This window comes from Kitasatospora sp. NPDC057936, from assembly GCF_042887525.1.
Classification (GTDB): domain Bacteria; phylum Actinomycetota; class Actinomycetes; order Streptomycetales; family Streptomycetaceae; genus Kitasatospora.
This window is the reverse complement of record NZ_JBHVPD010000014.1, coordinates 57,085-82,136: the sequence shown is the minus strand read 5'-3', so window position 1 is coordinate 82,136 and position 25,052 is coordinate 57,085. Positions and strand designations below refer to the sequence as shown.

Annotated in this window: 28 protein-coding genes; 18 read left to right on the top strand and 10 right to left on the bottom strand. The window is 74.8% G+C overall.

Translation table 11 applies throughout. The features are described from left to right. Positions 1 to 45: 45 nt before the first annotated feature. The gene (locus ACFVU9_RS10530; RefSeq protein WP_380436456.1) at positions 46 to 1,671 is read left to right on the top strand and encodes a cytochrome bc complex cytochrome b subunit; all 1,626 of its coding nucleotides are present in this window, start codon (positions 46 to 48) and stop codon (positions 1,669 to 1,671) included. Positions 1,672 to 1,756: 85 nt separating this feature from the next. On the opposite strand, the gene ACFVU9_RS10525 is transcribed toward ACFVU9_RS10530, so the two are convergent. Beyond that, positions 1,757 to 2,134 (bottom strand): hypothetical protein, encoded by a 378-nt coding sequence (locus ACFVU9_RS10525; RefSeq protein WP_380436359.1) that lies wholly within the window; start codon positions 2,132 to 2,134, stop codon positions 1,757 to 1,759. Positions 2,135 to 2,346: 212 nt separating this feature from the next. Between ACFVU9_RS10525 and ACFVU9_RS10520 the strand changes: the two genes are divergently transcribed. The 4 genes from ACFVU9_RS10520 (at position 2,347) to ACFVU9_RS10505 (ending at position 5,117) form a co-directional block, all read left to right on the top strand. Next, on the top strand, positions 2,347 to 2,760 hold the full coding sequence (locus ACFVU9_RS10520; RefSeq protein ID WP_380494136.1) for a hypothetical protein: 414 nt from the start codon (positions 2,347 to 2,349) through the stop codon (positions 2,758 to 2,760). After that, on the top strand, positions 2,757 to 3,830 hold the full coding sequence (locus ACFVU9_RS10515) for a polyprenyl synthetase family protein (protein WP_380436355.1): 1,074 nt from the start codon (positions 2,757 to 2,759) through the stop codon (positions 3,828 to 3,830). Before ACFVU9_RS10520 ends, ACFVU9_RS10515 begins: the two co-directional genes overlap by 4 nt. A gap of 128 nt (positions 3,831 to 3,958) precedes the next feature. Further along, positions 3,959 to 4,615 carry an NADPH-dependent F420 reductase gene (locus ACFVU9_RS10510; RefSeq protein WP_380436353.1) on the top strand — a complete coding sequence of 219 codons (657 nt, stop codon included), beginning with the start codon at positions 3,959 to 3,961 and terminating at the stop codon, positions 4,613 to 4,615. 64 nt (positions 4,616 to 4,679) lie between these two features. Beyond that, positions 4,680 to 5,117: a YchJ family protein gene (locus ACFVU9_RS10505; RefSeq protein WP_387591944.1), complete on the top strand. Its 438-nt coding sequence runs from the start codon at positions 4,680 to 4,682 to the stop codon at positions 5,115 to 5,117. A gap of 35 nt (positions 5,118 to 5,152) precedes the next feature. Here ACFVU9_RS10505 and ACFVU9_RS10500 read toward each other — a convergent pair whose 3' ends face one another. Continuing rightward, positions 5,153 to 6,211, bottom strand: a complete 1,059-nt coding sequence (locus ACFVU9_RS10500) for a polysaccharide deacetylase family protein (protein ID WP_380500546.1) — start codon at positions 6,209 to 6,211, stop codon at positions 5,153 to 5,155. A 210-nt stretch (positions 6,212 to 6,421) separates the two neighbouring features. Between ACFVU9_RS10500 and ACFVU9_RS10495 the strand changes: the two genes are divergently transcribed. Continuing rightward, on the top strand, positions 6,422 to 6,952 hold the full coding sequence (locus ACFVU9_RS10495) for a GNAT family N-acetyltransferase (protein ID WP_387591941.1): 531 nt from the start codon (positions 6,422 to 6,424) through the stop codon (positions 6,950 to 6,952). 12 nt (positions 6,953 to 6,964) lie between these two features. Here the strand turns inward: ACFVU9_RS10495 and ACFVU9_RS10490 are convergent, their stop codons facing one another. Further along, positions 6,965 to 7,861: a carbohydrate kinase gene (locus ACFVU9_RS10490; RefSeq protein ID WP_387591938.1), complete on the bottom strand. Its 897-nt coding sequence runs from the start codon at positions 7,859 to 7,861 to the stop codon at positions 6,965 to 6,967. Between the two features lie 283 nt (positions 7,862 to 8,144). Between ACFVU9_RS10490 and ACFVU9_RS10485 the strand changes: the two genes are divergently transcribed. The 5 genes from ACFVU9_RS10485 (at position 8,145) to ACFVU9_RS10465 (ending at position 12,984) form a co-directional block, all read left to right on the top strand. Beyond that, positions 8,145 to 9,674: a M1 family metallopeptidase gene (locus tag ACFVU9_RS10485; protein ID WP_387591935.1), complete on the top strand. Its 1,530-nt coding sequence runs from the start codon at positions 8,145 to 8,147 to the stop codon at positions 9,672 to 9,674. Between the two features lie 350 nt (positions 9,675 to 10,024). Beyond that, positions 10,025 to 10,549: a SigE family RNA polymerase sigma factor gene (locus tag ACFVU9_RS10480; RefSeq protein WP_380436341.1), complete on the top strand. Its 525-nt coding sequence runs from the start codon at positions 10,025 to 10,027 to the stop codon at positions 10,547 to 10,549. Beyond that, positions 10,536 to 11,387 (top strand): hypothetical protein, encoded by an 852-nt coding sequence (locus tag ACFVU9_RS10475; protein WP_387591931.1) that lies wholly within the window; start codon positions 10,536 to 10,538, stop codon positions 11,385 to 11,387. The genes ACFVU9_RS10480 and ACFVU9_RS10475 overlap by 14 nt, the downstream gene beginning before the upstream one ends. 50 nt (positions 11,388 to 11,437) lie before the next feature. Then, positions 11,438 to 12,199 (top strand): L,D-transpeptidase family protein, encoded by a 762-nt coding sequence (locus ACFVU9_RS10470; RefSeq protein ID WP_387591928.1) that lies wholly within the window; start codon positions 11,438 to 11,440, stop codon positions 12,197 to 12,199. A gap of 89 nt (positions 12,200 to 12,288) precedes the next feature. Further along, complete coding sequence (locus ACFVU9_RS10465) at positions 12,289 to 12,984, top strand: hypothetical protein (RefSeq protein ID WP_387591925.1); 696 nt, start codon at positions 12,289 to 12,291, stop codon at positions 12,982 to 12,984. Positions 12,985 to 12,990: 6 nt separating this feature from the next. Here ACFVU9_RS10465 and ACFVU9_RS10460 read toward each other — a convergent pair whose 3' ends face one another. After that, entirely contained in the window at positions 12,991 to 14,088 is a 1,098-nt protein-coding gene (locus ACFVU9_RS10460; protein WP_387591922.1) for a chemotaxis protein, read from the bottom strand. Positions 14,089 to 14,355: 267 nt separating this feature from the next. Here ACFVU9_RS10460 and ACFVU9_RS10455 point away from each other — a divergent pair, with 267 nt between their 5' ends. After that, positions 14,356 to 14,577, top strand: coding sequence for a hypothetical protein (locus ACFVU9_RS10455; protein WP_380494165.1), 222 nt, complete (start codon positions 14,356 to 14,358; stop codon positions 14,575 to 14,577). 18 nt (positions 14,578 to 14,595) lie between these two features. Here the strand turns inward: ACFVU9_RS10455 and ACFVU9_RS10450 are convergent, their stop codons facing one another. Both ACFVU9_RS10450 and ACFVU9_RS10445 read right to left on the bottom strand, forming a co-directional pair. Beyond that, entirely contained in the window at positions 14,596 to 16,215 is a 1,620-nt protein-coding gene (locus ACFVU9_RS10450) for a sigma-70 family RNA polymerase sigma factor (protein WP_387591918.1), read from the bottom strand. A gap of 124 nt (positions 16,216 to 16,339) precedes the next feature. Continuing rightward, positions 16,340 to 17,167: a CAP domain-containing protein gene (locus ACFVU9_RS10445; protein WP_387591915.1), complete on the bottom strand. Its 828-nt coding sequence runs from the start codon at positions 17,165 to 17,167 to the stop codon at positions 16,340 to 16,342. 409 nt (positions 17,168 to 17,576) lie between these two features. Between ACFVU9_RS10445 and ACFVU9_RS10440 the strand changes: the two genes are divergently transcribed. The 5 genes from ACFVU9_RS10440 (at position 17,577) to ACFVU9_RS10420 (ending at position 21,592) form a co-directional block, all read left to right on the top strand. Then, positions 17,577 to 19,121 carry an ATP-dependent DNA ligase gene (locus ACFVU9_RS10440; RefSeq protein ID WP_387591912.1) on the top strand — a complete coding sequence of 515 codons (1,545 nt, stop codon included), beginning with the start codon at positions 17,577 to 17,579 and terminating at the stop codon, positions 19,119 to 19,121. Between the two features lie 200 nt (positions 19,122 to 19,321). Next, positions 19,322 to 19,555, top strand: coding sequence for a ferredoxin (locus ACFVU9_RS10435; RefSeq protein ID WP_380436323.1), 234 nt, complete (start codon positions 19,322 to 19,324; stop codon positions 19,553 to 19,555). A gap of 66 nt (positions 19,556 to 19,621) precedes the next feature. Then, entirely contained in the window at positions 19,622 to 20,836 is a 1,215-nt protein-coding gene (locus ACFVU9_RS10430) for a cytochrome P450 (protein ID WP_380500538.1), read from the top strand. A 113-nt stretch (positions 20,837 to 20,949) separates the two neighbouring features. Further along, positions 20,950 to 21,117: a hypothetical protein gene (locus ACFVU9_RS10425; protein ID WP_380436319.1), complete on the top strand. Its 168-nt coding sequence runs from the start codon at positions 20,950 to 20,952 to the stop codon at positions 21,115 to 21,117. Between the two features lie 139 nt (positions 21,118 to 21,256). Beyond that, positions 21,257 to 21,592, top strand: a complete 336-nt coding sequence (locus tag ACFVU9_RS10420) for a hypothetical protein (RefSeq protein ID WP_380436317.1) — start codon at positions 21,257 to 21,259, stop codon at positions 21,590 to 21,592. A gap of 43 nt (positions 21,593 to 21,635) precedes the next feature. On the opposite strand, the gene ACFVU9_RS10415 is transcribed toward ACFVU9_RS10420, so the two are convergent. The 3 genes from ACFVU9_RS10415 to ACFVU9_RS10405 all read right to left on the bottom strand — a co-directional run bounded on the left by ACFVU9_RS10415 (position 21,636) and on the right by ACFVU9_RS10405 (position 23,085). Continuing rightward, positions 21,636 to 22,478 (bottom strand): hypothetical protein, encoded by an 843-nt coding sequence (locus ACFVU9_RS10415; protein ID WP_380500537.1) that lies wholly within the window; start codon positions 22,476 to 22,478, stop codon positions 21,636 to 21,638. A gap of 57 nt (positions 22,479 to 22,535) precedes the next feature. Continuing rightward, on the bottom strand, positions 22,536 to 22,772 hold the full coding sequence (locus tag ACFVU9_RS10410) for a DUF6296 family protein (protein ID WP_380436313.1): 237 nt from the start codon (positions 22,770 to 22,772) through the stop codon (positions 22,536 to 22,538). Positions 22,773 to 22,845: 73 nt separating this feature from the next. Next, positions 22,846 to 23,085 carry a DUF2277 domain-containing protein gene (locus ACFVU9_RS10405; protein WP_380500536.1) on the bottom strand — a complete coding sequence of 80 codons (240 nt, stop codon included), beginning with the start codon at positions 23,083 to 23,085 and terminating at the stop codon, positions 22,846 to 22,848. A 214-nt stretch (positions 23,086 to 23,299) separates the two neighbouring features. On the opposite strand from ACFVU9_RS10405, the gene ACFVU9_RS10400 reads away from it, so the two are divergent. Beyond that, positions 23,300 to 24,520, top strand: a complete 1,221-nt coding sequence (locus tag ACFVU9_RS10400; protein WP_380436309.1) for an MFS transporter — start codon at positions 23,300 to 23,302, stop codon at positions 24,518 to 24,520. On the opposite strand, the gene ACFVU9_RS10395 is transcribed toward ACFVU9_RS10400, so the two are convergent. Beyond that, positions 24,517 to 25,047: a gamma carbonic anhydrase family protein gene (locus ACFVU9_RS10395; protein WP_380436307.1), complete on the bottom strand. Its 531-nt coding sequence runs from the start codon at positions 25,045 to 25,047 to the stop codon at positions 24,517 to 24,519. The genes ACFVU9_RS10400 and ACFVU9_RS10395 overlap by 4 nt on opposite strands. Positions 25,048 to 25,052: the final 5 nt, after the last annotated feature.

Sequence of the window (25,052 nt, the reverse complement as noted above, 5' to 3'; positions counted from 1 at the left end):
GGGGAGCCCGTCGTGAGAACCGACCAGCAGTCGCAGCCGGGACCGGTGACCACCAGTACGCGTGACCAGCCCGCGAACAAGGCCGAGGCCCTCGCCGACTGGGCCGACGGCCGCCTCGGCATCTACTCCCTGGCGAAGGCCAACCTGCGCAAGATCTTCCCGGACCACTGGTCCTTCATGCTGGGCGAGATCGCGCTCTACACGTTCGTCATCATCATCCTGACCGGTGTCTGGCTGACGCTGTTCTTCAACCCGAGCATGGGCGAGGTCGTCTACAACGGCTCGTACGTCCCGCTCAAGGGCATCCAGATGTCGGAGGCCTACGCCTCCACGGTCAACATCAGCTTCGAGGTCCGCGGCGGCCTGCTGATGCGCCAGATCCACCACTGGGCGGCCATCGTCTTCATCGCCGCGATGCTGACGCACATGATGCGCGTCTTCTTCACCGGGGCGTTCCGCAAGCCTCGCGAGGTCAACTGGGTCTTCGGCGCGCTGCTGCTCTTCCTCGGCATGTTCGACGGCTTCATGGGCTACTCGCTGCCGGACGACCTGCTCTCCGGCACCGGCATCCGCTTCATGGAGGGCGCCGTCCTGGCGGTGCCGATCGTCGGCACGTACCTGCAGTTCTTCATGTTCGGCGGGGAGTTCCCCGGGCACGACATCATCCCGCGGCTGTTCACCGTCCACATCCTGCTGATCCCCGGGATCATGGTGGGCCTGCTCGCGGCGCACCTGATCCTGGTCTTCTACCACAAGCACACCCACTTCGCGGGGCCCGGCCGCACCAACGACAACGTCGTCGGCATGCCGCTGCTGCCGGTCTACACCGCCAAGGCGGGCGGGTTCTTCTTCCTGGTGTTCGGCATCATCGCGCTCATGTCGGCGATCGCGACGGTCAACCCGATCTGGGCCTACGGGCCCTACCGCCCCGACCAGGTGTCCACCGACGCCCAGCCGGACTGGTACATGGGCTTCTCCGAGGGCCTGATCCGCGTCATGCCGGGCTGGGAGATCAGCGTCTGGGGCGGCCACACCCTGAACCTCGGGGTGTTCGTCCCGCTGATGGTCTTCCCGACCGTCCTGCTGGTCATCTGGTGCTACCCGTTCCTGGAGGCCTGGGTCACCGGGGACCGCGGCGAGCACCACATCGCCGACCGGCCGCGCAACGCTCCGGTGCGCACGGCCTTCGGCGCGGCCTGGATCAGCCTGTACCTGATCCTGCTGGCCGGCGGCGGCAACGACCTGCTCGCGACCCACTTCCACCTGTCGATCAACGCGATCACCTACGCGGTGCGGATCTGCTTCTTCGCGCTGCCGGTGGTCGTCTTCGTGATCACCAAGCGGTGGTGCATGGGCCTCCAGCGCCGCGACAAGGAGAAGGTGCTGCACGGCCGCGAGACCGGCGTCATCCAGCGGCTCCAGCACGGCGAGTTCATCGAGGTGCACGCGCCGCTGCCGCAGGGCCGGATGTACACCCTCACCTCGCACGACCAGCCGGAGCCGGTCGAGCTGGAGCCCGAGGTGGACGAGAACGGCGTGGCCCGCAGGGCCGGGCTGTTCACCCGCGCGCGGGCGAAGCTGTCGCGCGGCTTCTACGGCGAGGGCAGCCGGATCGCCAAGCCGACCGTCGAGGAGCACCAGGAGATCAGCAGCGGCCACGGCCACCACTGATCCCCGCACACGCCGAGGGCCCGCCGCAGCGTCTGCGGCGGGCCCTCGGCGTTTCGGCTTCCTGTCGCGGCGCCCTGTCGCAGCATCAGCCCCGCAGGATCGCGGGCACGGCGGCGAACAGCGCGGCCGCCAGCGTCACGGACAGGCAGAGGGCGGCCCACCGGGCGCAGATCCGCCGGCACTCGCTGCGGTAGCGGGCGGCGAGGCGGCGGCAGCGGTCGACGGCACGGTCCACGACCTCCTCGGCGTAGCGCAGCCGGTCGGCGGCGTAGGCCCGCTCCAGGCTCTCGCGCTCGGCGGCTGGCAGCCAGGCGAACTGGCCGGCGAAGGCCCGGGCGTCCCGTTCGGCCGCGGCGACCTCCGCCTCCCAGGCCAGGAAGCCCTCCAGGCGGGCGATCTCCACGCGGGTGTCCACCTTCTGCCGCGGGGTCCGCGCCTTCGGCGGACGCTGTCTGCCACCCATTGACCGCTCCTTCGTGCCGTCGCCAGCTCCTTCGCAGCGAAACCACGCAACTACTATCAGTGACGAACGGAGGGTGCCGGGCGACTCGCCGAGCCCCGGGCGCCGAATGGGGCCGCGAACTCCGGACACGCTCCGCGCACGGGCGTGTACCATCGGCAAGCATTGCGACGGTGCACCCCGGGCTGGCCGGGGCACGAGCCAGGAGGTCGGCCATGCCCGATGCCGGTCGGTTCAGCGGGGCGGGCGAGCAGGGCGAGCGGGCGGTCTCGGAAGCCGCCGCCGTCCTGGAGCGCGAGTTGGCGGCCGGTCTGGCCGACGCCAAGGCGGCGGGCGAGCGCCTCGTCGACGAACACCGCGTCGACCAGGAGGAGTTCGGGCGGCTGGTGCGCCGGGTCTCGGACAACACCCACGAACTGATCGACGCCGTCAGCGCCCGGGTGCTGGGCAACACGGCCGGCGACGCCGCCGAGCACACGCGCAGGATCGCCGAGAACGCCCACGACATCGTCGACCTGCTGCTCAACCTCAGCCGCCTCGCGCCGGCCCTCGCCAACCAGGGCCTGAGCACCGCCTTCGGACCGCAGCGCACCGCCGCCGGGGAGCCCGACGAGCGGCCCGGGGAGTGACACCGCCCCGGCTCACGGGCGGCGCCGAACTGGTCGAACGGGTGCTGGCCCGCTACCGGGAGCGCACGGTGGCCGCGCTGCTGCGGCACATCCCCGAGCAGAGTCCGCCCTACCTCTACGACCTGGCCGCCGACTACCCGGCCCGCCCCGGCAAGGGCCTGCGCGCGGCGCTGTGCCTCGCCACCTGCGCGGCCTTCGGCGGCGACCCGGGCCGCGCGCTCAACCCGGCCGTCACCGTCGAGCTGTTCCACAACGCCTTCCTGATCCACGACGACATCCAGGACGGCAGCGAGCTGCGGCGCGGCGAACCCACCCTCCCGGCCGCGTACGGCGTCGAGGTCGCGCTCAACGTCGGCAACGCCACCCACCTGCTCGGCCTCCAGCGGCTGATGGCCAACCGGCGGGGGCTGGGGGGCGAGCTGGCCTGGCGGCTGTTCGAGGAGACCGAGCTCATGTGCCGCCAGTCGCTGGAGGGCCAGGCCCTGGAGATCGCCTGGATCCGCGACAACGCGTGCGCCCTCGTCCCCGGCGACTACTACCGGCTGTGCCTCAAGAAGACGTCCTGGTACACCTTCCTCTACCCGTGCCGCACGGGCCTGCTGGTCGCCGAGGGCCCCTCGGCGGACTCCGGCCGGCTGGACCGGTTCGGCTGGTACCTGGGCGCGGCCTACCAGATCCAGGACGACGTGCTGAACCTCGCCGGGACGCAGGAGGAGTACGGCAAGGAGATCGCCGGGGACCTCTGGGAGGGCAAGCGGACGCTGATGCTGATCCACCTCCTGGAGCGCTGCTCCCCCGCCGAACGCACCAGAGCCGAGCGGTACTTGAGCCGTACGAGGTCCCAGCGCGGCCCGGAGGCCGCCGAGGACGTGCGGTGGCTGCTCGACCGGCTCGCGGCGTACGAGTGCGTGGAGAGCGCGCGGCAGGCGGCGGCCGGGCTGGTCGCGGCGGCGGAACGGGAGATCGATGGGGTGCTCGGCGCGACCGACGCCTGCGGGGAGCAAGAGGCGGACGAGGCACGGGAGTTCCTCCTCGCGCTGCCGGGGTTCGTGGTCGAGCGGGGACGCTGACTGCCGCAGGCCGGCCCGCAACCGGGACCCGTTCGCCGGACGGTCCTTCGGGACTGAGCCCGGGTCAACTATCGTCGTCGCCGGCAACGCTCCACGAGGGCGCGTTTCACGGGAGATGCGGAGTAGCTGTGCGCATCGGAATCATCGGCACGGGCGTGGTCGGGCAGACGCTGGCGAGCAAGCTGGTGTCGCTCGGCCACGAGGTCACGCTGGGCTCGCGGACCAAGGACAACGAGAAGGGGCTGGCCTGGTCCGCCGCGGCGGGCCCGCACGGCCACTGCGGCACCTTCGCCGACGCGGCGGACTTCGGCGAGGTGGTGTTCAACGCCACCGGCGGCACGGTCGCGCTGTCGGCGCTGCGGGCGGCGGGGGCCGAGCGGCTGGCGGGCAAGCTGCTGATCGACGTGTCGAACCCGCTGGTGTTCTCCCCCGAGGGCGAGCTCACCCTCGACCCGGTGAACACCGACAGCGTCGGCGAGCGGATCCAGCGGGAGTTCCCGGCGGCCCGGGTGGTCAAGGCGCTCAACACGATGAACGTCGCCGTGATGGTCGACCCGGCCGTCCTGCCGGGCGAGCACAACCTGTTCGTCTCCGGGAACGACGACGCGGCCAAGGCCGAGGCGGTCGCGCTGCTCGGCGAGTTCGGCTGGCCGGCGGAGTGGATCATCGATCTCGGGGACATCAGCGGCGCCCGCGCGACCGAGATGATGATGCCGTTCTGGCTGCGGCTCTACCGCCACTTCGGCACCGGCGAGTTCAACTACTCGTTCAAGCGCAACGCGTAACGGCCGCCCGAGGGGCCCGGGGGCGGCGCGCGGGGAGCGGAGCGCACGGGGGACAATGGACCGCATGTCCCGACGTCGCCCCGCTCCCCGAGCCGCCGCCCCCGCGCCCCGGCTGCTGCCCTCCTCCCGGTGCCCGTGCGGCCTGTCCGCCTCCTACGGCGACTGCTGCGGCCGGATGCACCGCGGTGTGGCGGAGGCCCGCACGGCCGAGGCGCTGATGCGCTCCCGCTTCAGCGCCTTCGTCGTGCAGGACGAGGCGTACCTGCTGCGCAGCTGGCACCCGGACACCCGGCCGGACTCGGTGGACTTCGACCCGGCGCTGCGCTGGACCCGGCTGGAGGTCGGCGCCACCACCGAGGGCGGCGCGTTCCACTCCGGGGGCACCGTCGCGTTCCGCGCGTACTGGACGGAGGGCGACGAGGAGGGGGTGCTCAGCGAGAACAGCCGGTTCGTCCGGCACGAGGGCGCCTGGGTGTACCTCGACGCCCTCTCGCTCGGCTGAGACCGGCTGCCCGCTCCCGGCTCCCGCCCGCACGGCTACAGGTAGTCGTCCAGACGCCCGAGGGCGTAGCCCTGTGCCGTGACCTCGTTCAGGACCTTGCGGAGCAGGTCCGGCATCGTGGCCTTCCAGTCCTCGGTGCCCCGGAAGTGGGTGAGGATGATGTCGCCCGGGTGGAGCTTCTGGTCGTCGTAGCGCCACTCCATGTGGTCCGGGAAGGCCTCCTCGTTCCACAGCGGCACCGCCTGGACCCCGCACGACCCGGCCGCGCGCAGCGTGTCGTCGTTGTACTCGCCGTACGGCGGGCGGAACAGCCGGGGGCGGACGCCGATCTGCTGCTCCAGCTGGTCCTGCTGGGTGCAGATCTCGTAGCGCTGGGTCTCGTAGTCGTGGATCTTCAGGTTGCGGTGGTTGATGGTGTGGTTGTTGATCTCCACGCCCTGGGAGTGGAGGTCGCGGAAGTAGCCGTAGTTCTCTCGGGCGAGGTAGTCGGAGACGAAGGCGCTGAGCGGGATCCCGAGCTCGGCGGCCATCTTGTTGAACTGCGGGTCCTTCTCGGCGCCGTCGTCGACGGTCAGGAACACCACCTTGTCGTCGGTGGGGACGCGGAACACCACGGGCGGGCGGCCGTCCTTGAGCTTCACGCCCTGCATCGCACGCAGCCGGGGCCTGGCGGCCGGGGGCGGGGGCGCCTTCAGCGGCGGCTCGGCCAGGCCCCAGCGCTGGGCGGTCTCGAACGCCGCGCGGACGGCGGTCTCCTGGCGGGCGACGGCCTCGCTGCTGCTCTCCTCCTCCTTGCGGGCGAGGCCCGGCAGCATGGGCGGCGCGGCGGGCGGGCGGGCCCCCGCCCGGTCGACGGCGGGCTCCCCGGCGGCCGCCGCCTCCGCCTGGGCGGCCGGTGCGGCGCTCGGGGCGTTGGCGACCTCCGCTGCCTTGGCGGCGTTGGCGGCCTTGGCGGCCTTGGCGGCGCCGGCGGGTGCGGCCTTGGGCCCGGCGGGTCCGGACGGCCCGGCGCAGCCGGCGACGACGGCGGAGAGGCAGACGGTGGCCAGCAGACCGGTCCGCAGACCCCTCCGGGCCGGGTGACTGCCCTTCAAACCCCCATTAATGCGATGATCTGATGGTGCGTTCATAACGCCACTGCTCCCCCGGAGGGCACCCCCGTCAATCCCCCCGTCACCCGCACGGCAGAACGACCCGCCCGGGACCTTGCCCAAGCTTTGCCCTGCGCAGGACCGCCGGACGGCCCCGCACGCACCGCGAAAACCCTTTGCCGCCGGGCCGCCCGCACGGCGACCATGCGGGGTATGACCACCGGCACCACCGCACCCGGCCCGGCCTGGACCGTCACCCCCGCCGACGTGACCACCGACGAGGCACTGGCCCTGCTGCGCGAGTACTACTACGACGTCGCCAACCGGTACGGACGGCTGCACCACGGCGAGGACTTCGACGCCGAGGTCCTGGAGGCCGGCCTGGCCGACACCCCCAGCGACGACCTCGCCGAGCCCACCGGCCTGTTCCTGATCGGCCGCTACGACGGCCGCGCCCAGTCCTGCGCCGGGCTGCGCCGCCTCGACGCCGCCACCGTCGAGCTCACCCGCGTCTACGTCCGCCCCGGCCTGCGCGGCACCGGCGGCGGCGCCCGCCTGCTCGCCGCCGTCGACTCCGCCGCCCTCGCCCTCGGCGCCGGGCGCATCGTCCTCGACACCCGCCTCGACCTCGTCGAGGCCCGCGCCCTCTACACCCGCCACGGCTACCGCGAGATCCCCGCCTACAGCACGGGCCCGTACGCCGAGGTCTGGTACGGCAAGGACCTCACCGAGGCGGCGCGGTAAGGCACTTGGGGCCTACCGGGCCAGCGCCTCGGCCAGCTCGGCGGACGAGGGCGGGTTCGCGCCGGGGCGCGAGACGGTGACGGCCGCGGCCGTCACCGCGTGCGCGAGGCAGACCGCGAGCGGGGCGCCGCCCGCGCGGGCGTGCAGGAAGGCTGCCATGAAGGAGTCCCCGGCGCCGACGGTGTCCGCGACCCGCACCGGGCGGGCGGCGACCTGCTCCCGGGCGCCGTCGGCGGTGAGCGCGACGGCGCCGGCCACCCCCAGCGTCACGGCGACGACGGCCGGGCCGAGCCCGAGCCAGTGCCGGGCGACGGACTCCGGATCCTCGTCCGGGTAGAGCCAGGCCAGGTCCTCGTCGCTGGCCTTGACCACGTGGCTGAGGGCCACGCAGCGCTCGACCCGGCGGACGGCCCCGGCCCGCTCGCCCATCAGCGCGGGCCGCACGTTCGGGTCGTAGCTGACGCTCGCCCGGCCGCGCAGGCGCTCGACGACCCCCAGCACGGCCGCCGCGCCCGGCTCGGTCACGGCCGCGATCGAGCCGATGTGCAGGTACTTGGGCACGTCAGGCCCCAGGAGATCGACACCGTGGGGAGTTCCGAGCGTCCAGCCGATGTCGAAGGCGTACTGCGCGCGCCCCTCGCCGTCCAGCTCGACGACGGCCGAGGGCGTCCGCGCCACGGCCTCCGCGCGCACCGTCACCCCGGCCGCCTCCAGGTGCGCCCGGATCAGGCGCCCGTGGGCGTCGTCCGCGAGCTGTGTGAGGAGCGTCGCCGCCCGCCCCAGACGCGCCAGGCCGTACGCGACGTTCGCCGGGCTCCCGCCGGGGTGCACTCGGTCCGGTACGCCGTCGGCGCGGACGACGTCGGCGACGCACTCGCCGATCACCAGGAAGTTCGGGGACGTGGTCACAGCGGCTCCTGGCGGTCCGGCGCGGAAGGGTCGGACCGCAAGCCTACGGCTGTGGGCGGGCATGAGAGTACGGCCGCCGGACCTGGCCAGGTTCTCCGACGGCCGTGGCCCCGCCCGTCAGGGGGCGGAACTCTTCGACCGTATGACGGAGGGCCACCGCGCCGCTACCGCAGTGCTCCGTCCGGGGGACGCGACCGTGTCGCGGTAAACCCGCCCGGGAGGCCGCGTCCGTCCACTACCATCCGTGCCCGGAACATCTCCCGTGCCGTCAACCCGGAGAGCGGTGGTCGCCCTGATCCCCCTGCGTCGGACCCGAGCCCGCGGCCGTGCCGGGCTCGCCCTGGTGCTCGCGCTCAGCGCGGCGCTGCTGACCACCGGCGGGCCCGCGGCCACCGCGGCGGACGGGCTGGGCGACCCCGTCTTCCCGTTGCTCGGCAACCGCGGCTACGACGCGCTCGCCTACCACCTCTCGTTCGCCTACCGGCCGGACACCCGCACCGTCGACGCCACCGCGGTGATCACCGCGCGGCCCTCCCGCGACCTGGCGAGCCTGGACCTCGACGCGCTCGGCCTCGACGTCCACGAGGTCCACGTGGACGGCCGGCCCGCCGCGTTCCACACGCACGACGAGAAGCTCACCGTCACCCCGGGCCGGGCGCTGCGTCGCGGCACCACCGCGCGGGTGCGGGTCACGTACACCGCGGACCCGCACGCCAGGCTCCCCCACACCGGCTGGGTGCCGACCGCGAACGGCTTCGCCGTCGCCGGGCAGCCCGCCAGTGCGCACACCGTCTTCCCGTCCAACGACCACCCCAGGGACAAGGCCCGCTTCACGATCGACGTCACCGCCCCGGACGGGCTGCTCGGCGTCGCGAGCGGCGAGCTCACCCGGACCACGCCCCTGGGCGACGGCCGCACCACCCGGCGCTACGTCTCCCGCGAGCCGATGGCCACCGAGCTCGTGCAGGTCTCGGTCGGGGACTACACCGTCCGCGAGCGCACCGGCCCGCACGGCCTGCCGCTGCGCGACGTCGTGCCCACCGCGCGCGCCGCCGACCTAGAACCGGCCCTCGCGCTCACCGCCGACCAGCTCGCCTGGGCCGAACGGCACCTCGGGCCGTTCCCGTTCGAGGCGTACGGGATCCTGCCGGCCGACACCGACGACCCGGACGCGTTCGGCTTCACCGGCCTGGAGACCCAGACCCTGACGCTGTACAAGCCGAACTTCCTGCGCCAGCCCGAGGCGGCGATCGGCTCGCACATGATGCACGAGCTGGTGCACTCCTGGTTCGGCGACAGCGTCTCCCCCGCCACCTGGGCGGACCTCTGGCTCAACGAGGGCCACGCCGACTACTACGGCCTGCTCTACCGCTACGAGCGCGGCTGGCCGGACGCGTGGGGCTACACCACCCTCGTCGACCGCATGCGCTACCTGTACGGCCTCGGCGACCAGTGGCGCCACGACGCCGGACCGGTCGCCTCGCCCACCGCGGCCGACCTGTTCGACAGCCAGCGCTACACCGGCGGCGCACTCGTGCTCTTCGCGCTGCGCGAGCGCGTCGGCGAGGACGCCTTCGACGCGATCGAGCGCACCTTCCTCGCCCGCCACCGGTACGGCAACGCGACCACCGCCGACTACATCCGCACCGCCTCCGAGGTCTCCGGGCAGGACCTCACCGCCTTCCTCACCGACTGGCTCTACGGCCACCGCACCCCGCCCATGCCGGGCCACCCGGACTGGACGGTCGGCGCGCAGCCGATGGCGGCCCGCGGGGCGGCCGGGCCCGTGGAGCACGGCTCCGGCACACTCTGACGGCGGGGCCGATCCCGTACGCCCCGGTCCGGTACGCCCCGATCGCGCCCGGCCCGTGCGTCCGGGCGCCCCGTGCGCGCCCCTGCGCCGCACGGGACGGGCGGCGCATCGTGGTGCCACGGCCCGCCCGCCGCCCGGCTCAGTCCCGGCCGGCTCGCGGGCCGTCCAGCGTTCCGGCCGGGCCGGGCCGCGGCCGTCCGCCGGGGCCTGGGAAAATATCCCCGGAACGGAGACAACCCGAACCGCGGGCCACCGCGTTCCACCTGCCGTGAGGACAACACCACGCACGCGGCCGACCGGGCCGCCACGGCGGACGGGAACGACGGGAACACCATGGCAGGGGCGGCGGGATGAGGGACGCGACACCGGACTTCGAGGAGTTCGTCGCCGCCTGCGGCCCGAAGCTGCTGCGCACGGCCTGGCTCCTGACCGGCGACCCGCACCAGGCCGAGGACCTGCTGCAGACCGCGCTCGCCAAGGTGTGGCCCAAGTGGGACCGGATCTCGATCGAGCACCCCGAGGCGTACGTGCGGAAGGTCCTGGTGAACTCGCACGTCTCCTGGTGGCGCCGCCGCTGGACCGGCGAACTCCCGCACGAGGAGCTGCCCGAGCCGCCGGTGCAGCGGGCCGACCCCTTCGAGGACGTCGTGCTCAGCCAGGTGGTGGCCACCGCCGTCCGGGCGCTGCCGCCACGGCAACGGGCCGTGGTGGTGCTGCGCTTCTTCGAGGACCTGAGCATCGAGGAGACGGCCGACGTGCTGCGCTGCACGACCGGCACCGTCAAGAGCCAGACGCACCGGGCGCTCGCCTCGCTGCGCGGCAAACTGCCGGTCAGGGAACTGATGTTGGACGGGGGACGGCGTGACGGGAACTGACTTCACCGACCCGGACCGGCCGGACGGACCCGGCGGCGCCGACACCGGGGAGGAGCAGGAGCTGCGGATCCTCCTCCAGCAGGCCGCGCCGCACCTCGCCGCGCCCGAGGACCGCATCCAGCGGATCCTCGACCGCGCCGACCGCACCCGGCGTCGCCGGCGGGCCGCCGGACTGGGCGCCGGGCTCACCGGCGGACTGCTCGCCGCCGTGCTGGCCGCCGCCCCGGCGATCGCGCCCTCGGGCCCCCACTCGGGCTCGCTGGGGGCCGCAGGGGCCCCGGTGCCCGCACCGAGCACGGCCGCGCCCTCGCCCTCCCCCGCGCCCGAAGGCCCGGACGCCGTGGGGCCGTTGGGGCCGGCGATCTCGTTCAGGTCGGTTCCGGAGATGGTCGTCAACGTGCCCAAGGGCTGGTTCACCCAGGACAGCGGCGGGTCGAGCCCCCAGCGCAGCATCGGCACCCTCGCCAATCAGGAGCTCATCCCCCTGTCCAGCTGCCCCGCGCAGCAGTCGATCTGCTTCCCGGTCGGGAAGCTGTACGCCGGCGGAGTCGTCCTGACCTTCCGGCTCGTCGACGACGCCGGCACGTTCTACAGGTACGTGGGCCAGTCCGGCCCGGGCGCGGTCACCGCCGTGGGCAAGGAGTGCGCGAGCGCCGGAGGCAGCGACCAGCTGGTCGGCTACCGGACCGTCGGGACCGGTGCGACCTCGACGCTGGTCGAGCTGACCGCGTGCTTCCGGGGGCCCTCCCTGATCGCCGCCCAGCAGGTGGCGCAGGTGCTGGAGTCGGTCCGCTCCGCGGAGCGGAACAGCCCTGCCGCCAAGGACTCGGTCGGCTGAGCTCCGCCGCCCCTGCCCTCCCCCGCACTCCTTCCGAAAGCCGAACCGCCATGTCCCTACCCCGTTGTGCCCTCGTCGGGCTGGGCGCGCTGCTCCTGGTGAGCTGCGCGCCCGGCCCGGCCGCTTCGCCCGCCACCTCCGTCAGCGCCGCACAGACCGCCCCACCGGCGACCGCTCCGGCCGTCACACCCGCCTCCGCGGGCCGCCCCGCACCGCCCGAACTTCCCACCCAACTCCCCGGAGTGGGACCACAGTTGCTCGCCGATGTCCCCGCCGGGACCAGGCAGGCCCTGGTCGTCACCGGCGACGGCGCCGACCTCTCGACCGGGCGGGCCACGCTCTACCGCGACGACGGCTCCGGCTGGCTCGCCGGACCGACCTGGCCCACCCGCAACGGCAACCGCGGCTGGAGCGCCGACCACCGCCTGGGCGATCTGCGCTCCCCCGTGGGCGTGTTCACCCTCACCGCCGCCGGCGGCAGGCTGCCCGATCCGGGATCCCGCCTGCCGTACGACCACGACGGGGGATTCACCGTCTCGGGCACGGGCTTCGAGGGCGAACCGCTCGCGGGCTCCTTCGACTACGTCGTCGCGATCGACTACAACCGCGTCCCCGGCTCGACCCCGCTCGACCCGCGCCGCCCGAACGGCAGCGGCCGCGGCGGCGGCATCTGGCTCCACGTCGACCACGGCGGCCCGACCCACGGCTGCGTCGGCCTGCGCGTCGACGACATGCGCGAGCTGCTCCGCGCGCTCGACCCGGCGCTGCACCCGGTGGTCGTCATGGGCGACGCGGCGGCGCTGGCGCGGTGAGCTGTCCATCCCCTCTCTTCCAGATTCGGCGATCGGCCGGGGAAGAACAAGACTGCAATTTCCGGGCGGAGAGGGGGACCCTGGCACCCATGACCTCTTCTCTCCCGGACACCGGGACCAGCAGAGACTCCCTCCCCTCGACTTCCGCGTCCCTGGCCCACGTCCGCTGGATCGCCGGCGGCACCGGCAGCGGCAAGAGCACCCTGGCCCGCCTGCTCGCCGCCCGCCACGGTCTCCCGGTGTACGACGGCGACCTCGCGGAGCACCGGTGGCTGACGCTCTGCACGCCGGAGCAGCACCCGTACCTCTCCGCCCTGCGCGACCTGCCGCCGGGTGCGATGTGGGACGGCCGCACGGCGGACGAGGTGCTGCGCGCGATGCCGAGCATGCACGGGGAGATGCTCGGCTTCGTCGTCGACGACCTCCTCGCCATGCCCACCGACCGGATCGTCCTGGTCGACTACTTCGGGATCCTGCCCGCCGACCTCGCGCCGCTGCTGAGCCGGCCGGGCCAGGCCGTCTTCCTCCTGCCGACCGCGGAGTTCCGGCGGGACGTGCTCCGCGCGCGCTACGCGGATCCGCAGCGCGCGCGGGCCACGTGGGGCGGCCGCGACCCCTCGGCGGTGCTCGCCGAGCGGCTCGCGCGCGACGCCCTCTGGGACGCGGAGGTCCGTGCCCAGGCCGCCGGCCACCGGCTCGACGTCCTGACCGTCGACGGCGCCACGCCGGCCGCCGACCTGGCCGACCGGGTGGCCGCCCGCTTCGGCCTGGACCCCGGGGCGTAGCGGGCGTCAGTACCGCAGGACGGCCGCGATGTGGTCGCGCGAGGCGAGCTCGCCGGACGGGACGAACTGCACGCGGGCGCCGGTGTCGAGGGCGCGCTCGACGATCTCGTCGACCATGTCCACGCGCACGTCCGGCCCGCCGTCGTCGGTGGGCACCAGGTGGGTGTCCGTCACCCGGACGGGCTGCCAGTAGTCCTCCTCCACCGCGACGACGGCGGCCCGGCCCTGCGCGACGTTCTGCCAGACCTCGTCGATGCCGGCGGCCAGGCCCTTCACGCCCTGGGCCTGGCTGAGGCGCTCCTGGACCTCGGCGACGGCCTTGCGGCCCTGGTCGGCCACCGTCGCCCGGACCGCCTCGGCCACCGCGGCCGGGGAGGCGTGGCCGAGTCCGCCGCGCGCGACCTGGGCGGAGGCGCGCTTGGCCGCCGTGCCGACGTCGTCGAGCAGGGAGATCGCCGCCGCCTCGCCGAGCACGTAGAGCGGGCGGGCGTCGGCCTCCAGGACGGCGGCCAGGGCGGTGTCGGCCGAGCGCAGGAACCTGCGGGTCTCCTCGTCGGTGAAGGTGCTCGGCACGTTGCCGATCCGCTCCGTGCGCTCGACGTCCCAGTCCGGCCGGACCTGGTCGACCGGGAAGCCGCCGTCGTGCGGCACCAGCTTCGGCCCGGAGCCGCTGAACAGGGCGGCCCGGTCGGCGGAGACGGTGAGCACCCAGTAGGGCGCGCCGGAGACGTACGCGGCGACCAGGTTGCGGGTCAGGAAGGTGTCCGAGACGACGACCCGGGCCGGCACCGAGCGCGGGAGCGACCACACCTGGTGCTCGCCGGGCGCCGCGAAGATCACCAGGCCGTCCTCGGCGTGCACGAGGTCGACCTCCGCGAGCGCGCGGTCCAGCTGCTCGACGACGTCCAGCCGGTCCGCCCGGCTGACCGCCTCGTCGGCCTGCAGCCTGGCCTTCGCCTCGGCGACGAGGTTGCGCAGGCGCACCGGGTCCTGGGTGTTGTCGGGCTCGCTGCGGTGGGTCGGCAACAGGACGGAGACGGCCGGGTAGCGCCGGGGGCGGCGCAGCTCGGCGAGGACGGCGGAGGTGAGCTCGGCTGCGTGCATCGGGTGCCCTTCGTGTCGCGGGGGTGGCGGGGCCTGGGACGGTCGGCGAACCCGGCCGGAAGGGAGGGGCGGAAAGATCGATTTGCCGGATTCGTTCCGGAACCCCTCCCCATCCCACCCCGCTCCTAAGCCCCCCGCCACCGGAACGCCCGCGCGCCGGGCCCGTAGCCCGCGCGCCAGGCCCCCGACCCGCGCGCCCGGCCCGCGCCCCCTGCCCCGTGACCCGCGCGGTGCGGGCTCGTTAGCCCGGGCATGAAGAAGCGCAGCATGCTTGCCGTGGCCTCGCTCGCCGTCGGTGTCGTCGCCTCCCTGACCGCCCCGAGCGCGCACGCCAGCGCCGTGGGCGGGCAGGAGGGTCTGCCCGCACCGCTCGGCTCGACGGCCGACCTGGCGCCGGGGCAGGTCGGCGACGCCGGTGGCGTGGTCGGGCACGCCACCGGCTACGTGACCGGGCAGGCGGACGGGCTCGTCCCGGTCACGCCCGCGTAGTCGGGGCGGCGGCCCGGCTCAGGAGAGCGGGGCGCCGAGGTCCTGGGCCCAGTAGGTGCCGGCCGGCCCGGCGGCGACGCCGACGCCGACGTCCTTGAAGCCGCAGTCCAGCAGGTTGGACTGGTGGATGCCGCCGTCCATCCAGTGCGACACGACGGCCGAGGGGTTGGTCGTGCCGCGGTCGAGGTTCTCGCCCCACTGGGACCAGCGGTAGCCGGCCGCGGTGATCCGGGCGTCGGGGTGGACGCCGTCGGGGTTGACGTGGTCGAAGAAGTTGCGGGCGACCATGTCGTCGGCGTGCTTCTGGGCGGCTCCGTGCAGCCGCGGGTCGATCCGCAGTGGGGCGCAACCGGCCTTCGCCCGTTCGGCGTTCACCAGGTCGACGAGTTGGCGCTCCAGGCTGGGCGGGGCGGTCGCCCTGGACGCGGTGGGCGACGGGGTCGGCGTGGGCGTGGCCGTGGGGGTGTCGGTCGGGCTCGGGGTCGGCGTCGGAGTGTCGGTCACGGCCGCCGGGGCCGGTACCGGGAGGGCGAGCGGCGTCCAGGTCGGGGTGTCGGGCGCGGCGGCCGGGGTGGTCGGCTCCGGTGCCGCCTCCAGCGGCTTCTCGGCGGGGGCCGGCCAGACCAGGGCGAGCGTCGTGACCGCCACGGCGGCCGCCGCACCGCTCACCAGGACGGCCTTCTTGGCGGCGAGCGCGGCCCAGCCGCCGTGCGAGCCGGCCCCGGTGGCGCCCGCGGTGCCCGCCGCGCCGCCGGCTCCGCCCGCGCCGGTGGCGCCAGTCCCCGCCGCGGAGGCGACCGCGGCCGCGGTGACCTTGAAGTGCAGCAGCACCGGCGACCCCATCGGGATCGGCACCAGCGCCAGCCCGGCGAGCAGCCCCTCCGCCGGGAAGAGGTCGCGGCCCAGCCGGTCGCAGGTGGCGCAGCCGCGGATGTGCCGGGCTATGCGCTTGCGCCACACCGAGTTCGGCGTCCCGTCGAAGCCGGCGGTGACCTCGGCCAGCTCCGGACAGCGCGGGTAGGCGCCGAGCGCCCGGACGACCACGCGGCCGGACTCCAGCTGCTTCTTCATCCGCTGCACCCGGACGGCGGTGTGCTGCGGGCTGAGGTCGAGCGACTCGGCGAGTTCGGCGCGGGTCAGCTCGCCGTTCGCCTCCAGCCACCACAGGGAGAGCAGTTCGCGGTCGTCCGGGTCGAGCCAGCGGGTCGCCTCCGCGACCTCCCGGCGCTGGCCGGAGAGGCCGAGCCGCAGGATGGTGAGGTCGGTGAAGTCGGCGCGGGGGTCGGCGACTTCCCACGTCTCGTCGAGGCCGCCGACGGTCGGCTGCTGCTGGCCCGCGGCGTGCCGGCGACGGACCTGGTTCATCGTGATCGCGACCAGCCAGGAGCGGAACGACGACGGGTCGCGCAGCCCCTCCAGGCCGTCCAGGGCGCGGATCATCGTCTCCTGCGCGACGTCGTCGACGTCGGCGTGCCCGCCGAGCGCGCGCCCGGCCACGTTGTAGACGAGCGGCAGCCAGGCGGCGACCAGCGCCTCCTGGGCCTGCCGGTCGCCCGCCTGGGCGGCGCGCACCAGGGTCGTCCCGGTGCCGCGCACGTCTGTGTTGCGCACGTCAGCGTTCTGCACGTCAGCGTTCATCGTCCGCACTCCGTCTTGCCGTCTTCCGCCCGCCGATGCCTCCTCGGAGACCCCTGGGGAGTGATCAGATAACAACAATTTGCGCGGAATCGGAAAACGGGCCGGTGACGGGCCCGCGGCGGGGTCACGCCGGGGCGGCGAACACCTGGGTCCACCACGGGCCGCCGGAGCCGGTCCGGACGCCCACGCCGAGCTGCTTGAAGGCGCAGTTGAGGATGTTGGCGCGGTGGCCGGGGCTGTTCATCCAGGCGTCCATGACGGCGGCCGGGTCCTTCTGGCCGCGGGCGATGTTCTCGCCCCAGGTGCTCCAGCGGTAGCCGGTCGCCTCGATGCGGTGGTCGGCGTGGTAGCCCTCGGGGCTGGCGTGGTCGAAGTAGTTGCGGTCGGCCATGTCGTCGCTGTGCGACTGGGCGGCGGTGGCCAGGCGGGGCTCGGCCGCGACCGGGTCGCAGCCGGCCTTGGCCCGCTCGGCGTTGACGAGGTCGACGACCTGCTGGGCGTACGAGGGGGACGCGCCGCCGCCGACCGGGGTGGGCGCGGACGTCGCCGCGGGGGCGCTCCCCGTGGCGGTGCGCTGGGCGGTGGTGGGCTTGGCGGTCGGGGTCGGCTTGGTGGTGGCGGTGGCGGTCGGGGTGGGCGTCGCGGAAGCGGAAGCCGTGGCGGAAGCGGAAGCCGTGGCGGTGGCGGTCGCGGTGGGCGACGGGGTGCCCGGGTCGGTCGCGGACAGGTTGACGGGCGACTGCGGTGTACCGGGCACGAGGGCCGGCCCCCCGCCGGCCCCGGGCACCTGGATGCCCTCGTGGGTGCCGGCCTCGGCGGCCATCAGCGCGTCCAGTGCCACCGCCTGCCCCGGGTCCCGGTCGGACTGCTTGCCCGCGTACGCCGCGTACCCGGCGCCCGCCAGCGCCGCGAGCAGGCCCGTCCCGGCCACCGCGACGACGACCGTCGACACCGGGACGAACGCGCCGCGCCTGCGGCCCCGCCTGCCGCGCCCTCCGTGGCGATCGGTGTGCCGCTCGGCTGCCCGGCGCGCGGCACGCCCTCCGGAACGGCCGCCCGCGCCGTCGGCCGATCCGGTCGCCGGGAGGATGGTCGTCCTGTCTTCGCTGTTCACCTGGCCACGCTTTCTGTCCGGGTCGGCGGTCGGGTGCCGACACCTGGGAGACCCTCCGGCGCGCCGCCGATAACAAAAAATTCCGAACGAATGTCCGGCGGACCGGTCACGGACCCCGCCGCGGGGACCGGGCACCGTCCGGACGGTGCCCCCGTGCCGTGTCTCCGTGCCGCGTCTCCCGGCGGGCGCTGCGGAGGCCCGACAGGGATTCTGGAGGTGTCCGAAGCCGTCCGCCCGAGGAGGTGCCATGGCCCTGCGCGAGCTCGCCCTCACCTCCCGGGCCGTCGCCGCCGAGTCCGGCCGCAAGGCGAAGACCGCGCTGCTCGCCGCGTGCCTGCGGGAGTTGGGACCGGACGAGGCACCGGCGGCCGTGGCACTCCTGTCGGGCGAGTCGCAGCGGCTGCGCACCGGCGTCGGGTACGCGGGCCTGCGCGACCTTCCGCCGCCCGCCGACGGGCCCGGCGAGCTCGGGGCGCGGGAGGTCGAGCGGGAGCTGGAGCGGATCGCCGCGGTGCACGGGGCCGGGGCGCAGGGCGAGCGGCGGCGGCTGCTGACGGAGCTGTTCGGCCGGGCGACCGAGGTCGAGCAGGGGTTCCTGCGGGCCGTGCTGGTCGGCGAGTTGCGCCAGGGCGCGCTGGACGCGGTGGTCGGGGACGCCGTCGCGCAGGCGGCCGGGGTGCCGGTCGCGGCGGTGCGGCGGGCGCTGATGTTCCGCGGCTCGGCCCGGGCGGTGGCCGCGGCGGCGCTGACCGGCGGGGTGCCCGCGCTGGCCGCGTTCCGGCTGGAGGTGGGCCGCGCGGTGCGGCCGATGCTGGCCGCGTCCGCACCCGACGTGGCCTCGGCGCTGGAGCGCACCGGCCCGGCGGCGCTGGAGTGGAAGCTGGACGGCATCCGGGTCCAGGTGCACCGGGACGGTGGGGACGTCGCCGTGTTCACCCGCAGCCTGGACGACATCACCGCGCGCGTGCCCGAGGTGGCCGAGGCGGCGCTCGCGCTGCCGCTGCGCTCGGCCGTGCTGGACGGCGAGGCGATCGCGCTCGGGCCGGACGGCCGCCCGCGCCCGTTCCAGGAGACCGCGGCGCGGACCGCCACCCGCCGGGACCCGGACCGGCTGCGGGCCGAAGTGCCGCTCAGCGCCTACTTCTTCGACCTCCTGCACCACGACGGCGAGGACCTCGTCGACCGCCCCGGCGGCGAGCGCTGGGCGGCGCTGGCCGACGTGGTGCCGCCCGGCCTGCGGGTGGCACGCACGGAGACCGGGGACCGCGCCGAGGCGCTGGCGTTCTTCCGCGACACGCTGGCCCTCGGCCACGAGGGCGTGCTGGTCAAGGACCCCGCGGCCGGGTACGCGGCCGGCCGGCGCGGCGCGGGCTGGATCAAGGTGAAGCCCCGGCACACCCTGGACCTCGTGGTGCTGGCCGCCGAGTGGGGCAGCGGCCGGCGCCGCGGCCGGCTCAGCAACCTGCACCTGGGCGCCCGGGCGGCGGGCGAGCCCGGGCTCGGCCCGTGGGTGATGCTCGGCAAGACGTTCAAGGGCCTCACCGACGAGACGCTGGCCTGGCAGACCGCCGAACTCCTCGCCCGGGAGACCGGCCGGGACGACTGGACCGTGCGGGTCCGGCCGGAACTCGTCGTGGAGATCGCCTTCGACGGCGTCCAGCGCAGCCCCCGCTACCCCGCCGGGCTGGCCCTGCGCTTCGCCCGGGTGGTGCGCTACCGGCCGGACAAGGACCCGGCCGAGGCCGACACGGTCGCCGCCGTCCGGGAGATCGCGGCCGCCGAAGGGCTGTGAGCGGGGTCGCGCCGAACCACCCTTGACAAACTGACGTCAAATCAAACCTCGTGCTGCCAAAGGTCGTTCCATCCCGGACCGAATCGGCCAATCTGCGCAAACCCGCCACGACACCCTCCGGGTGCGCCGCACCACCGGGTTAGGTTGGCAATGCCCAGGTTGGCATTGCCAACGAGCAACGAGTGCAGGAGGGAACGCCCATGAAGGTGAGCCTCGACCGGGACCGCTGCTGCAGCTCCGGCCTGTGCGTCTCGAACGCCCCGGAGATCTTCGACCAGGACGACCACGACAGTCTGGTGAGACTGCGCCGGACGACCTTCCAGCCGAGCGAGTACCCCGACCTCAGACTCGCCGCCGAACTCTGCCCGTGCGGCGCGATCACCGTCACCGAGGACACCGCCCCGGCCGACGGACCCGCCGCGACCGGCCGTTAGCCCAGCGCCTGCGCTCCACCCGACCCCACCCGGGAGATCCCCACCGCGACGCCGAGGAGTACCGCCTTGACGACCACGCCCGCGCCCACCACCCCGGTGCTGCCCGCCCCGCACGACATGCGCTGCCCGTTCAGCCCGCCGCCCGCCTACACCGACGCCGCCCGCACCGGCTCCGTCAGCCGCGCCGCCCTGCCCGACGGCACCCCCATCTGGCTCGTGACCGGCTACGCCGAGGTGCGCACCGTCCTGTCCGACCAGCGCTTCAGCGCCGACGCCCGCCACCCCGCCTTCCCCCTGTTCGCCCCCGACCGGCGTGAACTCATCGCCGAGAACCCGGCGTTCATCCGGCTCGACGACCCCGAACACGCCCGGCTGCGCCGCATGGTCACCGGGGACTTCCTGGTCAAGCGGGTCGAGGCGATGCGGCCCGAGATCCAGCAGATCGTCGACGACGCCCTCGACCGGATGACCGACGGCGTCACCGAGGCCGACCTGGTCGGCGCGTTCGCCCTCCCGGTCCCGTCGCTGGTGATCTGCCTCCTGCTCGGGGTCCCCTACGAGGACCGGGAGATGTTCCAGGCCCTCAGCGCCACGCTGCTCAACACCTCCGCCCCCAAGAAGGAGGTCGCCCGGGCCAACGACGAGATCCTCGACTACCTCGGCGGACTCGCCGCCCACAAGAAGGAGCACCCGGCCGAGGACATCCTCAGCCGCCTCGCCGCCCGGGACGACCTCACCCTGCGCGAGATCGCCTCCACCGGCGTGCTGCTCCTGATCGCCGGCCACGAGACCACCGCCAACATGATCGGGCTGTCCACCGTGCTGCTGCTCCGGCAGCCCGAGCGGATCGCGAAGCTCGCCGACCCGGCCGCCGTGCCCGGCGCGGTCGAGGAACTGCTGCGCCACACCACGATCGTCCACACCGGCCTGCCGCGCGTGGCCGTCGAGGACATCGAGCTGGACGGCACGCTCATCCGGGCCGGGGACGGCGTCTTCGCGATGCTGTCCACCGCCAACCGGGACGAGGGCATGTTCGGCGGCCCCGACCGCACCTCGCCCGACGACGTCGACCTCGACCGCGACGCCCGGCGCCACCTGGCCTTCGGCTTCGGCGTGCACCAGTGCCTCGGCCAGCCGCTGGCCCGGGCCGAGCTGCAGATCGCGCTCGCCACCCTGTTCCGCCGACTGCCCGGCCTGCGGCTCGCGGTGCCCGAGGACGAGTTGCGGTTCCGCTCCGAGAACATCATCTACGGACTGAAGTCGCTGCCCGTCACCTGGTGACCCGGCTGGCCCCCGGGCCGGGGCGGGGGCAGGCTGGAAGGGCGAACGACAGACCCGGCCTGCCGCGCCCCGTCGAGGCGTGCCCGGACCGGCCGAGGAGACGGAGCCCGCAGATGACCGACATGAGCGACCGGGCCCACGTGAGCACCGAGACCGACGAGGACGTCCGCGCCGCGGACCCCGAGGAGGGCGTCACCTCGATGCAGAACCTTCACGCGCAGGACGAGTCCCGGGCGGAAGGCGAACCCATGCTGGACGAGAACGGTACGAGCAGCAGCTGACCAGCTGACGGACGAGGGCGTGTCTTCCGGTCCGAGCCGGAAGACGCGCCCTGAGGCCGCCCGGACGTCCCGGGCGGCCTCCGGCTACCGCTGGTGTCGCTCCCGGACGGGCGGCCGACCGGCGGGGGAGGATAGGCGCATGACCGAGCACACTCAGGGCGGCGGGCGGGTCCAGCCGCCCGCGGACCCGCGCGCTTCGTGGGCGACCTGGACCACGCAGTCGATCATCAGCGGGCCCGGCGGGGTCACCACCGCCGAGGTCGGGCCGATCTCCGGCGACCTCACCGTGCACACCACGTGGGTGGACGGCGAGGCCCGGCTGACCGTCCAGTACACCGGCGCGCTGGACTGGTACACGGTGTCCGGCAGCCCCGTCCCGGCGGCGGACGAGACGACCGCGCGGGCGATCCACCAGGCGATGGTCAACGGCGTCAAGGCCGGCCGCGGCGCCGCGGCACCGCCCGTCGCGGGGTAGCCGGGCAGCGGGGAGCCGGCCAGCGGGGTAGCCGGGCAGTCGGCTACCGCGCGGCGGCGTCCCAGTAGGAGGCGTCCGCCGGACGGCGCCGGCGCAGGTCCTCGCGGACCTCGCCGGCCAGCCGTCGGGTGTCGCGCCGGTTCACGGTGGCACCGATGCCCGCGCCGACCAGCAGCGGCGTCACCGAGGGCAGCCGGCGCAGCGAGCTGCGGGTCAGCCGGCGCCGGACCTGCTGGCGCACCTCCGCGCCGAGCGCCAGCGCGGCGAAGCCCGCCGGGCGGGCCAGCAGCGTGGCGTCGACGCCCCGGCGGTTGGCCCACGCGGAGAGGTAGGCGGTGGCCCGCTGGGTGACGCTCCCGGTCGCCGGGACGCCGTAGACCTCGTGCAGCTCGGCGATCAGCTTGACCTCCACGGCCGCCACGGCGAGCGTCTCGGCCGCGATCTCCACCGGCATCGCGGGCGGCACCGGCAGCATCGCCGCCGCGCCGACACTCGCTCCGAGCGCGCCCGACGCCCTGGTCGCGCCGAGCACCAGCAGGTCGGCGAGCTGCTCGGGGTCGGCGGCGCCGGGGTGCTGGGCCCGCAGCGTGGCCAGGCTGCGGACCGGGATGCGCGGCGCGGCCCGCACGAGCTGCTCGGTGAGCGCCCGGCCGCCGATCGCGGCGCCCTTGGCGGCGGCGCGGCCACCCGTGCCGAGCCGCCGGGCGACGCCGCGCACCAGGGACCGGCCGCGGCCGCCCTCCGCCCGGTACTCGGCCACCTGCCACTCGCCGACCGGCCGCTCGGCCTCCTCGACCAGGCCGGCGAGCTCGTCCGCGAGCTGCTCGGGGACGGCGGCACCGGGCTCGGAGCGGTCCGAACGGCCGGGCTTGCGGAAGATTGCCATGCACATCCGCTACCCGGTCCGGGCGGGTGCTAGTCGGTTCGTCGCGCCCTCCGGCCCTTATGGCAGCGGCTCGGCGTGCACCGGAAGGTGCGGGGACTGGTGACCGCCGCTGGCGAGCATGCGGACCTCGCCGGCGTCGCTGATCTCGGCCCGGACGATGCCGCTCGCGTCCTCGTACACCGGATGGCCGCCCGGGCCCGTCGCGCTCGTGCGCGCGACCACGACCACGTCCTGCGGCGCCTGGGTGCCGGGGGTGCCGGGGAAGGTGAGTGCGTAACGTGTGGGCGGGTTCATCACCGACCTCCTCCTGGTACCTGTACGCCCTGCCCGCGTCCCGGGGCCGTCTCCCGGCCCGGTGGGCGGCGGTCTACGCGGTGGCCTCGGCCGTGGCCCGGGCGGAAGCGCCGCGGACCTCCAGTTCGTCGAGCAGCCGGGCGGTCGCCTCGGTGACCGCCTCGACGGCCCGGTCGAAGGCCTCCCGGTTGTGCGCGGCCGGGGCGCGGAACCCGGACACCTTCCGGACGTACTGCAGCGCGGCGGCGCGGAAGTCGTCCTCGTCGGCGTCGGGAGTCACGGGGGGTCGCAGCGTCTTGATGTTGCGGCACATGCCCCCAGTCTCCCGCGCGGGCGGCCCGCTGGCGAGCCCTTCCGACGAGCCCGTGACGTCACCCGGCGTGTCCGCCCCGGCCGGCCGCCTCCGCACCACCCCGCGTCACCGGCCCGTCATGATCGGCTTACGGGACCGTCACCCGGGCGGATTAGGATGCCGGACGAACGAATGCGCCCCGATCCGTCCGCACTTCTCCCCCGGAGCCACCCCCTTGCCTCTCGCGCTGGTCGCCCTGGCCGTCACCGCGTTCGCCATCGGCACCACCGAGTTCGCCGCCATGGGGCTCCTCCCCCAGGTGGCGGACAGCCTGCACGTCTCGATCCCCCAGGCCGGCTGGCTGATCTCCGCGTACGCCGTCGGCGTCGTGATCGGCGCTCCGCTGCTCACCGCGCTCGCCGCCGGACGCCCGCGCAAGGCGGTGCTGGTCGCCCTCGCCGGGGTCTTCGCCACCGGCAACCTGCTGTGCGCGCTCGCCCCCGACTTCTGGACGCTCGCCGCCGCCCGGCTCGTCACCGGGCTGCCGCACGGCGCGTTCTTCGGCGCCGGAGCGGTGGCCGCCGCCGAACTGGTCGCCCCCGACAAGAAGGCCCGCGCGGTCGCCGTCATGTTCTCCGGCCTGACCGTCGCCAACATCGTCGGCGTGCCCGCCGCGACCCTGCTCGGGCAGCACCTCGGCTGGCGGGCGACGATGCTCGTCGTCGTCCTCATCGCCGCCGCCGGCACGCTCGCCATCGCCCGCCTCGTGCCGCACCTGCCCTCCCCCGCCCAGTCCGGGCTCCGGCACGAGCTGCGCGCCTTCCGCAGCGGGCAGCTGTGGCTGGCGCTGGCCACCGTCGTCTTCGGGTGCGGCGGGTTCTTCGCGTGCTACAGCTACATCACGCCGCTGCTCACCGAGGTCTCCGGGTACGCCACCGGGTCCGTGACGCTGGTGCTCGCGCTGTTCGGCGTCGGGATGACGATCGGCAACGTGCTGGGCGGCTTCGCCGCCGACCGGGCGCTGCGACCGACCGTCTGCGCGGCGTTCCTGCTGCTGGCCGCCGCGCTCGGCCTCTTCGCGGTGACCGCGCACGCGGAGTGGTCGGCGGCCGTGACCGTCGTGCTGATCGGGCTGTTCGGCTTCGCGATCGTGCCGGCCGTGCAGACCCTCGTCATGCAGAAGGCGCGCAGTGCGCCGACGCTGGCCTCGGCGACCGTGCAGGGCGCGTTCAACCTGGCCAACGCCCAGGGCGCGTACTTCGGCGGCCTCGCGCTGGACGCCGGCCTCGGCTGGACCTCGCCGACCCTCGTCGGCGCCGGGCTCGCGGCGTCGGGCGCGGTGGTCGCGCTGCTCGCGTGGGCCGCCGACCGGCGCCGGCCCGCGGACGGTGCGCCCGCGGCGCCGGTGCCGGCCGGGGAGGCCCGGGAGGCCGCGGCCGTCTGGGGCACGCCTTAGCCGACGGGCTCGATGTCCCGGTGGGCGTCGGCCAGGAGCTGGTAGCCGGCGCCGTTGAGCTTGATCCCGGCCCGCTCGTCCTCGGTCAGCTCGCGCCGGACCTTCGCGGGCACACCGGCGACCAGCGAACCCGGCGGCACCTGCATCCCCTGCGGCACCACGGCACCGGCCGCGACCAGCGAACCGGCGCCGATCCGGGCGCCGTTGAGGACGGTGGCGTTCATCCCGACCAGGACGTCGTCCTCGACGGTGCAGCCGTGCAGCACCGCGTTGTGCCCGACGGAGATCCGCTCACCGACCACCAGCGGGAAGCCCGGGTCGGCGTGCAGGGTGCAGTTGTCCTGGATGTTGCTGCCCGCGCCGACCGCGATGGCCTCGGCGTCGCCGCGCAGCACCGCGCCGTACCAGACGCTCGCCCCGGCGGCGACGGTCACGTCCCCGACCACGACGGCGTTGGGTGCGACGAACGCCCCGGGATCGACGGCGGGCACCCTGCCCCCGACGGCGGCGATCAGCGGCTCTGCCATGTCTC